Genomic DNA, 13,535 nt, shown 5'->3' on the forward strand with positions numbered 1-13,535 from the left:
TAAGATATAAAAATATAATTGTTATGTTATAATTGAAGAAGAAAATAAAGTAGGTGATATTTGTGAAGAAATATTATGAAGCATATGATGAAAGGTATAAAGAGATTCATAAGCATAATATTAAATGGTTTGGTGAAGATGTAACACCAGAATTATTAAAATGGATAAGTGATAATGCTGTATCTAAAACAGATGAAATATGTGAAGTTGGATGTGGAGAAGGAAGAGATGTTTTACATCTAGCAAAAATGGGATATAAAGTGACTGGGATTGATATATCTCAAGAAGCGATACGTTTCGCAAGACAACTTGCTCATGAAAAACAGATTTCAATTAATTTAGAGTGTTTAGATGCAACTAAATTAATAAATTTCACTAAAAAGTATAAATATGTTTACTCAATTGGGACACTACATATGCTTGTTTTAGAAGAAGACCGATTAAGATTTCTACACTCTTTACATCATTTATTAGAAGATGATGGGAAGTGTTTATTAGTGAATATGGGAGATGGAATCAGAAATCATTCAAGTGATATAACAGAAGCATTTCAATTAACTAATAGAACACATATGGAGAGTAGAAAAGAATTTAATGTGGCTACAACATCTTTCCGTTGTATAGATTTTAGAGGTCATCTACAAGAACTTGATAAAGCAAGATTTAAAGTGTTATCAAAAGAAATAACCTATAATAAGGAATACAATTCATGTATGACTATGTATTTGGTTAAAAAGTAAAATAATGATTTAGGAGTATTTAAATGAAAATTATTTTAAGCAGAAAAGGTTTTGATTCAGTAGCTGGTGGATATCCTAGTCCTTATTTTATTGAAGAAAGACGTTTAGTTTCATTTCCCATTCCTGAAGAAAATAATAAGAATGAAATCAACACAGGTTGTACTTATAGTGACTTATATTTTGATGAAAAAATAACGTATTTAGATATAATGAAACAATTAGGGATTCATAAATATAGTAATAAGTATGTCCATTTTGACCCGGATGTTAATCCTCTAGTATTATCTAATAGAAGCGATAATTGGAAAGGTTTATTTGGACAATGTAGTAGTGCCCAATCACATTTAAGAAATAAAGGGGTTGAAAAAGGAGATTTATTCTTATTTTTTGGCTGGTTTCGTGATGTAGTAAAAACAGATGATGGTTATCAGTATATTGCTGGTACTGACAAGCATATCATATGGGGCTATCTTCAATGAGATTGAAGGGATAGAAGAAATAAAAACCTACGAACCGTGGAAAGTAACGCATCCTCATTATTACTATCGTAATAGAAAACAAAATACAGCCTACATTGCAAGAAAGCAACTAGATTTTAAGCCATCACTACCAGGTTACGGTATATTTAACTTCCATAATAAATTAGTGTTAACAAACCCCGATGAGAAAAAACGTTCTGTATGGAAATTACCTCAATATTTTCACCCTCATTTTGGAACTAGAATGAGTTATCATGAAAAAAATTTGGATAGTTGGCAATTATATGATTCTTACTGTATTTTAAACACGGTGGTAGAGGTCAAGAATTTGTGATTGACGGAAATGATGAAGTCATTAATTGGGCTAAATCTTTATTTTAGGAGAGAATAATGGAATATAAATTCAAGGATACGATAACACCAAATAAATGGGGGGACTCTTTCAATCCATTGAAGCATTTAAGGATTTGATTAATACAATATTTAAAAACGAACATTTATCAACTCCTAAAACCATAACGAATTTAACACCAGGAACAAATGCTGTTTTTAGAGTGGATGACTATGTGATTAAACTATTTGCTCCAAAAGAATCTGGATTTATCACAGAGCGTGATTACAAAGTGGAATTAGAATCGCTAATATGGGCCAAAAAATGTGGAGTTAATTGTCCAACGATTGTTACAACGAATGTTATTTCTGATAAGTATATATTTCGGTATATAATTATGGAATATATTGATGGATATGAAATAGGTAATAAGTTAAAAGATTATTCAGAAGAAAAACAAATATTATTAGCGAAAGAGATACGTTCTATCACAAAAAAACTTAATCAAATAGTTGATAAATCATTATTTAAGAAAGATATTGTACATACAGTCCTTCATAATAAGAAGTGGGATAAATATCAAAATCGAGTTAAACAACAAATCTTCGATCACGTACAAAAGCTTGATTTTAATAATCAAGTATTTGTTCATGGTGATTTAACAAAAGAAAATGTATTAATTAATCATGATAACCAATTAGTTGTGATTGATTTTGCAGATAGTCTTTTAGCTCCTTATTATTATGAATATTCACCTATTTTATTTGATTTATTTGATTTTAATCCTATCCTTATAAAATCACTCTTTAAAGATGTAAATCCATCTACTGTGGATGATATTTTTAATAGTTTATTAGTTCATGAGTATGGTGCTGATTTTATACATTTGATTTATAAACGATGTTATCAATCAATTAATCAAATAAATGATATAAAAGAAATAAAATCAATCATTGAAAATATGATTTTAAGTTAGGATGTTTAAAATGACACAAAATTATTATAATGAAAAATCTTATGTTTTTATTGAAAATACTTTAAATGTAGATATGTCTCATCAGTATCAGTTATTTGAACAATACTTACCTACAAAAGGGAAAATATTAGATTTAGGGTTTGGTTCAGGAAGAGATAGTTTATATTTTTCTAAAAAATATCATGTTTTAAGTATAGATAATTGTAAATCTTTTGTTGATGAAGCAAAGAAAATACTAAAAAATCCAGTGTTGTTAATGGATGTTAATAATATGTCTTATGAAGATGAATTTGATGGAATTTGGGCCTGTGCATCATTACTACATGTTACATATAGAGACTTACCAGGTACATTAAATAAATGTTTTAATGCCCTTAAAATTGATGGTATTATGTATATGTCATTTAAATATGGTACTTTTGAAGGAAAGCGAAAAGGAAGACACTTTACTGATTTAAATGAAAAAAGATTAAATGAGATATTATCTATGACAGAATTTAAATTAATGGAGATGAAAATTACTAAAGATGTTAGAGTAAATAAAAATGATAAATGGTTGAATGTGATAATTAAAAAAGTAAAAGGGAAGTAAGAGCGAGACTGCTGAAAAAGTCTCTATATGTAGTCTTAATAAAAGGAAGATTAAACGGCTCTTTGTCAAGTAGTGTGGGTAGAGAATACCCAATAAACTGACATTAAATCAATTACGAGGATTAAGCTGAATGGCTTAGTCCTTTTTTCATTTTTCCCATTCCATGAGAAATGAGAATTCGTAGTTTAAAATGATGATAGCTTCTATAACCAAAAGCTATACGCTTGATAACTTTTATTTTATTATTTATACCTTCAATTACACCATTTGTATAATTAGTAGACATTAGATTTAGAATATAGGATTTATTCTTACGAATAGATTTAACTGATGTTTTCATATAAGCTGATATGTTTGGGTATTCTTGTTCAATTTGATCAAGAGTAGTTGTAAAGAGTTCTGGATTTTTGTTTTTAATACTATGTAAAAGGTCCTGATATAGTTCATATGTATCTCTAAGTTCCTTACTTTGATCTAGTAAATAATTTACAATATCTTCTTCACACATCATTTGTTTAAAACAATAAACTTTTCTATAATTTTTGATGTCTAATTTAGCCCGATCTTTCAATATAAGCTTCCAATAACGTTTAAACTTATTGTAGTTCTTTTTATCTTGATTCATAATTCTAACTCTAGTTTTATTTAATGAGCGAGAGATTAATTGAATAATATGGAATTTATCCATAACTATTTTAGCGTTAGGAAAGAGCATCTTTATAAGTTGAATGTAGGGCTTGTACATGTCGATAACGATTAATTTTACACTTCTCCTTGCTTTTTAGTGTATCGTTGGAAATATTTGATTAATGAATTTAAGCGTCTATCTTCAACGATATCAATTATGCTTCCATTATGAGCATCACAAAAAAGAAAAGACATAGCCCCTACTGATGATTTAACTGATTTAAATTCATCAAAACAAAGTTGTTCAGGTAAATAATTATAATTAGGCTTATGCACTTCATAGAAACTGTTTATAACACGATTTACAGTGGAATGTGATACATTATGTTCTTTGGCTAAATCACACTCAGAAATCTTATTAGAAGCTGCAAGAGCAACAGCTACTTTAGTATTATTAGATATATAACAATGCTGATTAACAATAGATGTCTTGAGAGTAAAGGTACTATTACAATGATGACATTTATAACGTTGTTTTTTAAGTTTTAAATAAGCATTCATATTAGATACTTTAGGTAAAGTTATTGTAGATGTCTTAAAGCCATGCTTTTCAAACTGGTTATCAAATACACAACCACATGAATAACAATATTGAGGCTGATATGTGAGAGTTCCATAATAGATTTGTGATCTAACACCCTTAATAATTTCTTCTGAGTAAAAGTTTTCATTAAAAGAAATATTTTCATCTTTTAAATTTAGTACTTTTACGATACAATTGTATTGAGACATATTTCCAATCCTTTCATTAGTGATTTCGTCGTTATTAATTGTATCAGGATATTGGAAATCTGTCTCATTTTTTTATGCAAATTAAATGGTGTGAGTTTATTACCCACACCAAATATTATAGAACCGATTAAACTCTTCCTTTTTTTATACTCATTATTCAGTTAATATGATAAAAATGGTATAATAGAGATAGAAAAATTGTAGAAAATTGATGAATATATGCTACCTAAAAAAGAACTAGTACTAAGTCCATACAGTGAACTTTATGACATATTAATACCGAAGGATCATTTCTTAAGAAAATTTAATGATCTAGTTGAACTACATTTTTTGTAGTTAATATGAAACGAATAATAAACCTGATAGGCTAGAAATATTTGATTTCATTTGTATTTACTGATATTCGAGTAGAAAAAAGTTAGAAAATGAATAAAATCATTTCCTAACTTTTTGATTTTAATATAACTTTTGAAAAACACTTATATTTTCTGCAGTCTCAGTAAGAGCTTCCCTGATTTTTTATTTTTCCATTAATCTTTGTTTTAATACTTTGTCAAACTTCTCTAAGGCATATCTGTATGAAATTCTTGGCATTGTTTTTTTGTTTTTCATTAAATAATCATAGACATTATCTGGTTCAACTTCGGATAAAACTTTTAACATCCAACCATATCCTTTTAGCACAAGATAGTGGCTATCATTCATTAAATCATCAGAGATAATAAATGGGTTAATGTTTTCATATTTATTATGTTTAATTGGATAGATTAAAATTACGGCTGCTGCTCGTCTTACAGTAAAATTTGGATGCTGGATCCATTTAAGAACATGGGTAAATAACTCGTTATTTTGACTCAATAACTCTCCAAAGGCATGGGTACAAAAATCATCACAATCACCCCATCCAGTAATATATGTTTTAAGCCAATGTTCAAATATAGAGAAAGTTTTATGATTATACTGTTTTTTAACTCTATAAGCCCAATCATAAGCGATAACACCTAGTGCCCATTCACGCTCGCGAAGTAAATCTTCACAAATTGATAGTACATTAGTAATACTTTTATCTTCTAACATTTTATATAATGTTGATGAAATGGACCTAACTTTCCCTGTTTGTAAACCATTTCCTTTCGATGAATTTTCAAGCTGTTTTCTTGCCTCTGAAACAAAATTAATCATTATATTCCTACTCTCTTATTTTCATTTTTATCAGTACATTACTTATAAATTATACAGATAAATAATTGAATTTCAATCTATTAATATATTTTTTTGTTTAACTAGCTTATAGTTATTATATATCACTATTGATTTAGTCAAATTATAATAGAATCTATTAAAAAATTTTCTTATCAACTCATTTTGAAAGAGATGGTAAAATAAGGTATAATTAATAATGTTTAATAAAAACGACTAAGTAATAATTATTTTAGGTTTTGATAGGGGGGCTTATGGAGAGAAAGATTTTAGTAATTGATGATGATATTGAATTATGTAGATTACTTAAAAAATGTATGGAAACAGAAGGGTATAAAACTGATGTTGTCTATTCAGGAGCTGATGGTTTAAAATTGATAAATAAAAGGACTATCATTTAATTATTTTAGATGTAATGATGGCAAGAATGGATGGAATTACTACCCTTACCCATATAAGAAAAGTTAAAAATACTCCTGTTTTAATGCTTAGCGCAAAGGGTGAGGAAATGGATAAAGTTTTAGGTTTAAAATTAGGAGCTGATGATTATATTACCAAGCCATTCAGTTTATCAGAATTAACCGCTAGAGTACAATCGTTAATTCGTCGATATGTTGAATTAGGTACTGTAGTAAATAAATCCAGTAAGTTAGTGTTTGGGAAATTGGAAATTGATCCTTCTTATATGAAGGTTTCTTATGATGGAGAAGATCTTAAGCTTACTGGAAAGGAATTCGATTTACTTTACTTTTTGGCAACAAATCCTAATCGTATTTTTACTAAAAAACAAATCTATCAAAATGTATGGTGTGATGATTATGCTTATGATGATAATAATATTATGGTTCACATTAGAAGGTTACGTAAGAAAATAGAACCAAACCCTAATTATCCAATGTATATTTTAACTGCATGGGGAATGGGGTATAAATTTAATGGAGATGCTTTCTATGAGTAATGGGGAAATTATCTTATTAATATTTATTGTTTTAATCTTATTATATTTTATAAATCGTGAAAGAAAACAAAGAATCTTAATAAAAAACACATTAGTAAGTTTAGAAGAAATACTTGAGGGAAATAAGAATCTAAAGATTTTAGTTGGAAAAAATGAGTTGGTTGCACCACTGATTTTTAAAATAAATCAATTAGTTGAATCTTATCAAATTGATCAAATTGAAATGAAAAAAACAATACAAGATAGAAAAGAATTAATGTCAAATTTATCTCATGATGTTCGTACACCGCTAACCTCAATTTTGGGCTATTTGGATGCAATCTGTGATGGGATTGCAGGAGATGAAACGTTAGAGTACATTCACATTGTCAAAGACAAGGCATATGCATTAAAAGATTATATTGATGAATTATTTATGATTGCTCAACTAGATGCGAATGAAATACAGTTTAAGATAGAACAAATTGATATATTAACACATTAGTGATAACGATGATAAATGTATTAATTGTAAAATCAGAGTATGTTGTTTTATATCCGTGGTCCGCTGTATATATAATCATAACAAAAGATTTTATTCCTAAGTATTTGCCACTTTACTCTTATCTATCAATTTTATTAACTTTTATTATTGGTTTAGTCGGTTCAATTTTGTATTTTTTAAGTGAAGATATCAATAAATAAAGATCTAGTATTAATATTATACCTATCTAGTAGACATGAAATTAAAATTCATGTCTACTAGATAGGTATTTTTAACTTTAATAATTTAGTAAAATTTCAAATTCATTCTATCCTTATCTTAATTAACTATTCGAGGGATACAAGCAGTAATAATATTAATATGTTGAATTTTATTATATATCTATAGTAAAATTAAGGAAAAGAAAAAAACAATAAAAAAAGGTGGGATGAATTTGGCTAAAATTAATATTGGAGATGTAAACATTTATTATGAATTAAAAGGTCATCTTGAAAGCGATGAAACAGTTGTGTTTTTAAATGGTGTCATGGCTTCAACTAGTAGTTGGAATAATCAGGTTCCTATATTCGAGAATGATTTTAAAATCTTACTTCATGATTTTAAGGGACAATTACGCTCTGACAAACCTGTTGGACCTTATACTTTTAAGGAACATGCATATGATTTAAAAGTGTTACTCGATTATCTGGATATTAAAAAAGCACATTTTATTGGAACATCATATGGGGGAGAAGTTGGAATGCGATTTGCGATTGATTTTCCTGAATTTGTAAAGACCTTATCTATAATAGATTCTGTTAGTGAGTTAGATGAAGTACTAAAAGGGATGGTAAGTAATTGGAAAACACTTGCTTTAAAAGACCCAAGTGATTTTTTCTCGGGAATGGTACCTACAATTTATGGAAATGAGTTTATGAAAAAAAATCATCAATTCTTAGAAGTGAGAGCGAAAGGAATAAGTACAATCAAAGAGGATTACTTTACAGGTCAAATATATTTATATGATACATTTCTTAATGATGTAAATATGACAGATGAATTAAATAATATTAAATGTAAGACCTTAGTTATTTGTGGTGAAAATGATATTTTAAAACCAAGAAAGTTTTCAGATATAATTGTGAGTAAAATTAATCAATGTGAGTATGCGCTTATACCTAATTGTGGTCATGTGACTATTTTTGAACAACCTGATGTGTTAAATAGCCTTTTATTAGGTTTTATTGTTAAAAATAAATAAATAACTAGATAGATATAATTTAAGACGACTTGTCGTCTTTTTCTTTTATAAACTTGAATAGACAAGTATTTTTGGTATAATGAGTTCATAAACGATAAAAGGAGAGATAGTAGTGAGTTTAGCTAAAGGAATAAAGATTTTAGAAGATTGCATGAAAGAAGAAATTAAAAAACAATCATTTCCCGGTATCTCTTATGTGATAGCAACAGATAAGAATCAATTTTTTGGATATTTGGGAGATAAAGCATGGTTTCCAGAAAAAGAAGTTTTAACCGATGATACTATTTATGATTTAGCGTCATTATCTAAAGTAATATCAACAACAACTTCTATTTTAATCCTTCTAGAAAAAGGAAAATTAAGATTAGTAGATCCTATTTCAAAATATTTAAGTGAATTCAAGCATGAAAACGTAAGAATACATCATTTATTAACTCATACTTCTGGTTTAGCTGCTGATATTCCAAGAGCGTCAACTTTAAAAAATAGAGATGAGGTTATAAATAAAGTATTTAATCAAGAATTAATTAATCCTATTGGTGAAAAGATTGTCTACTCTGATATTGGTTATATTTTATTAGGTCTTGTTATTGAAAAAATATCAGGAAAGTCTTTAGCGGATTTTGCACGAGAAAACATTTTTGAACCATTAGATATGAAAGATACAAGTTATAATCCTATAAACATTGACCGTTGTGCTAAAACTGAGTTACGACAAGATAATGTTTTTAATGGATATTTACAAGGAAAAGTTCATGATGAAAAAGCTTTTGCCTTAGGTGGTGTAGCAGGACATGCTGGTGTATTTTCAACCACAAAAGATTTAGCTCATTTTATACAAATGATTTTAAATGATGGTTTCTACAAAAATCAACAAATTATTTCAAAAGTAACAATCGATAATCTATATAAACCTTATGTAGTTCAAGAAAAATCGATGTTTAATTATCCATATCAACGCTCTTTAGGGTGGGAATTAAGTAGTTTTGGATTTTCATGTGGTGATTTAGTAAGTAATGAGACTATTTTACATACTGGATTTACTGGTACTAATTTATTTATTGATAGAAAAAATAAAATAGGAATGGCTTTCTTAACCAATCATGTACACCCAAAACGAGGAAAATCAGCATTATTTAGTGCACGACCACGATTTTCAAATATTGCGATGAGCCAAATATTACCCTATTTAAAATAAATAAATAAATTATAAGAGTTTTTTATATATAATTTATAGGATTCGAATTAGGTTAATAATGTTTTAATTGTAAGTAAACTAAATTTAATAAATATAAAAGGTATAATAAACGACGATAAGGTTGATTTTATACCTTTTTATTTACTAATTATTTTTATTAGGTCAATTGAATTTGAATCTCATGTAATTAATTTTTGTTTAGAATTTTTTTGTTAATTATTATTAGTATAATTGAAAAATGGATATAATTTTCATAAAAATATAAAAATTATGGAAAATATTACTTGATAAGTACAGATAATTATTGTAGAATTAATGTAAAGCGATTACATTGTCGCAAATTTAAGGCAGAGGAGATATGATATGAAAAAATTATTAACAGCCTTACTAGTATGTGTTATGGCAGTGACTGTAGCTACTGGTTTTAAAGTAGCTGCTGCTAGTGATGGCTACACATGGTTAGATACACATGAAACAAATGCTAAGAAAATTATGTATCCGAAAAAAGATCGTGCTAATTTAGGCGTTTACGGTTATTCTGGTACAGATGTTATCTTAGGTGACTGGGTTTTTCCAGTAACTACGGGTAATGTATTAGTTCCAGGAGATGACATGGCAATTCCAGGTGCACATTGGGGTTCATTTGGTCAGTTATATGTTAATACTTCAAATGAAGATTGGTATATCCCAAGATCTGTAGAAGCTTCTTTTGTTGAATTATTTATTGATGAAAATGGACAAGTTTATCAAATAGATAATAGTTATTTATCATTTGATTTTGGTCAATGTGAAGCACTTGATGGTAGTGTTATCATACCAACTGATGCAGCAACTGAATGTAAACAAGCAACAGGTGATGTACAATTAAGATACATAGATAGTAGCTTAACTGGTACATTAAGCAAAGCTGATATTGATGCTGAAAAAGTAGCTGATATCACATTTGCTGATGATGATTTAGTTTATGTTGATGCTGATGGAAAATATACAAATGTAGCTACTGATAATTCACCTGTAATGAAACAACAACAATCAGTATTCGCTGCTGATAATCCTTTAGTAGCTGATGGAACTGTTCTTGCAGGAGATTTAATGTATTCTTATGTAGATGCTGATGATATTTTAGTTTATACAAATCAAGCAACAGTAGATGGTTTTGAGGTTTCTCCAGTAATGGAAAATGTTGTTGGTAACCTTTGGTCAGACGGAACTAGTAACACTGCATTAGATGCTGAATATGATGCTGATGCTAATGGAATAAATGCATTCACTAATTTTGTTCCTCAATCTGCAGCAGGTCAATTCGACATATGGTGGGATACAACTGCTAATGAAATGGCATTTGCTAAAACTAGTTGGTTAGGTCATAAACCTCATGAAGTACATCAATTAACTTATGCTGAACTTCAAGGTGGAACTGATGGATCATACTATTGGTTAAGTAAAGATAAAGTTGATGGAAAAACAGTTGAGGGTATCACATTTGTTGATGCTGATAAATTATATAAAGATGAAGATGGAAACTATACAAATGTAGCTGATGGAAATACAGCAGTTATGAATGATGATTTAGGATTTGTTATTCCTGCTGGTCATTCAGTATTAGCATTTGAATATTTAGATCGTTCAAATTTTAATAACACTGATTATTTAAAATCATTTTATACATTAGTTAATGGTACAGATGGAACAGCTCAAATCGTTGAACATGATATTACAGCTCCAACAATTAAAGGCTATAATGCAGAAGAAAACGTATTATTAGGAAAAGTGTTTGAATATCCTGAATTATCTGGTATTACAGCTTCAGATATTGGATTAATTACTGATAATGACGATGATGAAACACCAGCTGTTACTAGAACTACATATGCTTTCAATAAAGATACAGGTGAATTTGATACTGAAGTTACTGAAATTAATACTGATTTAGCTGGTGTAGAATATCACATTGTTTATACAGCAACTGATACTGCAGGTAATACAGCAACTGCTACAACAGTTGTAAAAGTAATGGCGGGATACTCACCAATCTTTGATGGAATAGCTAATAAAACAATCGGTGAAGGTACAGCGATTGATTTATTAGATGGTATCACTGCTGAAGATGGATATGGAAATGATATCACTGATAAAATTATTGTATTTAAAGGTGGTCTAGTTACAACAAAACCACTTCCAGGAATTTATGAAATTTTATATTCTGTAACAAATGCTAATAATATTACTACATTTGCTTTAGCAACAGTTACTGTAATGGATACTACAAAACCAGTTGTTGAACCTATAGAGGATATTACAATTGTACAAGGTACTGAATTTGACCCTGAATCACTTGTAATAGTAAGTGATAATGTTGATTCTTCATTCGATATTATAATAGATGATGATGGATTTGATCCTGAATTCACAGGAACTTATAATATTACAGTTGATGTTTATGACGTAGCTGGAAATGTTGCTTCTGTATCTTATAGTATTGAAGTAATCGCACCAGAAGAGACAACTCAATCTCAAATTGATGAATTAGAATCTGAATTAGATGCTACAAAATCTGAATTAGATGCTACAAAATCTGATTTAGAAGATACTAAATCTGATTTAGATGCTGCAAATGCTAATGCAGATGATTTACAATCTCAATTAGATGCTGAAAAAGCTAAGAATGAAGATCTTACTACAAAATATGATGAATTAAAAACACAATTAGACGAACTTCAAAATAGTCAAACTGATCTTAAAAAAGAGTCTGAATCTGAAGATCAAAATGGTACAATATTTACAGCGATTGTTGCTCTATTTGCTGTAGGTGGATTAACAGTAGGTTTAACTTCTTTATTCAAAAGAAACTAATTAATAATTAATTTATCCTAAAAGATTAAGGAGCAAAGTTAACTTTGTTCCTTAATTTATTCTTTAAATAATAAAAGAGAGGACATATGATGATTGAATTTAAAAACCTTCTACAATTTACTGAATATCAAGCACTAAGAAACTGTTGGAATCAAGAAGTGGGATATATTTTTCCAATTTCAGAAAATTTATTTGAAAGCAGTGTCATTAATAATAAAGACTTGTTGAAAAAAGGGTCATATGTCGCACTTCATCAAAATGAAGTTGTTGGTTTTATATTAGCGAAAACATGGAAAGACTCTTTCCAACTTGGACCATATAAGAATATTGGTTGGATAAGTTTATTTTATGTTAGAAACAAGTTTAGAAATCAGGGAATAGGATCTAAATTGCTTGAATTAGTAGAAGAAGCATTTAAAATTGAAAACAAACAACATATTGTATTAGGAAGAGAAACATTCAACTTCTTCCCAGGATTACCTGTTGATTTCGTAAATCATAGAAAATGGTTTATCAAAAGAGGTTATGAGTTGGGTGAAGCATCGTATGATATGATTCGTGATTTAAAACAAATTAAAGAAAAATTACCAATGCCAGCGACACCTTATGAAATTAGAGTTTCAAATATTTCAGATAAGGAAAAAATAATCGATTTCTTTGAACGTTGTTTTCCAGGAAGATGGGAATTTGAAGCTAAAAACTATTTTTCATCTGGTGGTCAGGGTAGAGAGTTTGTTATTGCTTTAGATAGTGATAAGGTGATTGGTTTTGCAAGAATTAATGATCAACAATCTCCACAAATTTTATATAATATAAATTGGTCTAGTAGATTCGATAATTTAGGTGGTGTTGGACCACTGGGTGTTGATAGAGATTATCGAAAACAAAAACTAGGTTATATGGTAACAGCTTATGCAGTTAATGAGGCTATAGATCGTGGTTGTACGACCTGTATTATCGATTGGACTGGTCTTGTTAATTTTTATCATATATTTAAGTTTGATGTTTGGAAAAGTTATGACAAATTTGAGAAAAAAATAAATTAAAAGCGTTTTAATTTTTGTT

12 protein-coding genes and 2 pseudogenes are annotated in these 13,535 nt (G+C 28.5%); 12 read left to right on the forward strand and 2 right to left on the reverse strand.

Features of this window, described 5'->3' with window-relative positions; all coding sequences use genetic code 11:
* The first annotated feature begins 62 nt into the window (after window positions 1-62).
* The 5 genes from KHQ81_01915 to KHQ81_01935 all read left to right on the forward strand — a co-directional run bounded on the left by KHQ81_01915 (window position 63) and on the right by KHQ81_01935 (window position 3,118).
* On the forward strand, window positions 63-740 hold the full coding sequence (locus KHQ81_01915) for a class I SAM-dependent methyltransferase (GenBank protein ID QVK18498.1): 678 nt from the start codon (window positions 63-65) through the stop codon (window positions 738-740).
* 23 nt (window positions 741-763) lie between these two features.
* On the forward strand, window positions 764-1,219 hold the full coding sequence (locus tag KHQ81_01920) for a hypothetical protein (GenBank protein ID QVK18499.1): 456 nt from the start codon (window positions 764-766) through the stop codon (window positions 1,217-1,219).
* Window positions 1,176-1,553: a hypothetical protein gene (locus tag KHQ81_01925; protein QVK18500.1), complete on the forward strand. Its 378-nt coding sequence runs from the start codon at window positions 1,176-1,178 to the stop codon at window positions 1,551-1,553. The genes KHQ81_01920 and KHQ81_01925 overlap by 44 nt, the downstream gene beginning before the upstream one ends.
* A gap of 94 nt (window positions 1,554-1,647) precedes the next feature.
* A complete protein-coding gene (locus tag KHQ81_01930; protein QVK18501.1) occupies window positions 1,648-2,526 on the forward strand; it encodes an aminoglycoside phosphotransferase family protein in 879 nt (292 codons plus the stop codon).
* A gap of 10 nt (window positions 2,527-2,536) precedes the next feature.
* Window positions 2,537-3,118, forward strand: a complete 582-nt coding sequence (locus KHQ81_01935; protein QVK18502.1) for a class I SAM-dependent methyltransferase — start codon at window positions 2,537-2,539, stop codon at window positions 3,116-3,118.
* Window positions 3,119-3,239: 121 nt separating this feature from the next.
* On the opposite strand, the pseudogene KHQ81_01940 reads toward KHQ81_01935, so the two are convergent.
* Together KHQ81_01940 and KHQ81_01945 are read right to left on the reverse strand one after the other, a co-directional pair.
* Window positions 3,240-4,537, reverse strand: a pseudogene (locus KHQ81_01940) (ISL3 family transposase).
* 519 nt (window positions 4,538-5,056) lie between these two features.
* Window positions 5,057-5,719: a DNA alkylation repair protein gene (locus KHQ81_01945; GenBank protein QVK18503.1), complete on the reverse strand. Its 663-nt coding sequence runs from the start codon at window positions 5,717-5,719 to the stop codon at window positions 5,057-5,059.
* Window positions 5,720-5,991: 272 nt separating this feature from the next.
* Between KHQ81_01945 and KHQ81_01950 the strand changes: the two are divergent.
* The 7 genes and pseudogenes from KHQ81_01950 (at window position 5,992) to KHQ81_01980 (ending at window position 13,516) form a co-directional block, all read left to right on the forward strand.
* Window positions 5,992-6,695 (forward strand): annotated as a pseudogene (locus KHQ81_01950) (response regulator transcription factor).
* Window positions 6,688-7,179, forward strand: a complete 492-nt coding sequence (locus KHQ81_01955) for a hypothetical protein (GenBank protein ID QVK18504.1) — start codon at window positions 6,688-6,690, stop codon at window positions 7,177-7,179. Before KHQ81_01950 ends, KHQ81_01955 begins: the two are co-directional and overlap by 8 nt.
* 8 nt (window positions 7,180-7,187) lie before the next feature.
* Window positions 7,188-7,379: a hypothetical protein gene (locus tag KHQ81_01960; GenBank protein QVK18505.1), complete on the forward strand. Its 192-nt coding sequence runs from the start codon at window positions 7,188-7,190 to the stop codon at window positions 7,377-7,379.
* 227 nt (window positions 7,380-7,606) lie between these two features.
* Entirely contained in the window at window positions 7,607-8,419 is an 813-nt protein-coding gene (locus KHQ81_01965) for an alpha/beta hydrolase (protein ID QVK18506.1), read from the forward strand.
* Between the two features lie 151 nt (window positions 8,420-8,570).
* The gene (locus KHQ81_01970) at window positions 8,571-9,617 is read left to right on the forward strand and encodes a beta-lactamase family protein (GenBank protein QVK19523.1); all 1,047 of its coding nucleotides are present in this window, start codon (window positions 8,571-8,573) and stop codon (window positions 9,615-9,617) included.
* 363 nt (window positions 9,618-9,980) lie between these two features.
* Window positions 9,981-12,470 carry a hypothetical protein gene (locus KHQ81_01975; GenBank protein QVK18507.1) on the forward strand — a complete coding sequence of 830 codons (2,490 nt, stop codon included), beginning with the start codon at window positions 9,981-9,983 and terminating at the stop codon, window positions 12,468-12,470.
* A gap of 89 nt (window positions 12,471-12,559) precedes the next feature.
* Window positions 12,560-13,516, forward strand: coding sequence for a GNAT family N-acetyltransferase (locus KHQ81_01980; protein ID QVK18508.1), 957 nt, complete (start codon window positions 12,560-12,562; stop codon window positions 13,514-13,516).
* Window positions 13,517-13,535: the final 19 nt, after the last annotated feature.

This window comes from Mycoplasmatota bacterium (genome assembly GCA_018394295.1).
Lineage (GTDB): Bacteria > Bacillota_I > Bacilli_A > Haloplasmatales > Haloplasmataceae > JAENYC01.

Bases quoted from the DNA above. Each gene is read 5' to 3' on its own strand.
- KHQ81_01975 (QVK18507.1), top strand. From the start codon at position 9,981: ATGAAAAAATTATTAACAGCCTTACTAGTATGTGTTATGGCAGTGACT.
- KHQ81_01970 (QVK19523.1), top strand. From the start codon at position 8,571: ATGAAAGAAGAAATTAAAAAACAATCATTTCCCGGTATCTCTTATGTG.
- KHQ81_01960 (QVK18505.1), top strand. From the start codon at position 7,188: ATGATAAATGTATTAATTGTAAAATCAGAGTATGTTGTTTTATATCCG.
- KHQ81_01980 (QVK18508.1), top strand. From the start codon at position 12,560: ATGATTGAATTTAAAAACCTTCTACAATTTACTGAATATCAAGCACTA.
- KHQ81_01945 (QVK18503.1), bottom strand. From the start codon at position 5,719: ATGATTAATTTTGTTTCAGAGGCAAGAAAACAGCTTGAAAATTCATCG.
- KHQ81_01955 (QVK18504.1), top strand. From the start codon at position 6,688: ATGAGTAATGGGGAAATTATCTTATTAATATTTATTGTTTTAATCTTA.
- KHQ81_01930 (QVK18501.1), top strand. From the start codon at position 1,648: ATGGGGGGACTCTTTCAATCCATTGAAGCATTTAAGGATTTGATTAAT.
- KHQ81_01935 (QVK18502.1), top strand. From the start codon at position 2,537: ATGACACAAAATTATTATAATGAAAAATCTTATGTTTTTATTGAAAAT.
- KHQ81_01965 (QVK18506.1), top strand. From the start codon at position 7,607: ATGAATTTGGCTAAAATTAATATTGGAGATGTAAACATTTATTATGAA.
- KHQ81_01920 (QVK18499.1), top strand. From the start codon at position 764: ATGAAAATTATTTTAAGCAGAAAAGGTTTTGATTCAGTAGCTGGTGGA.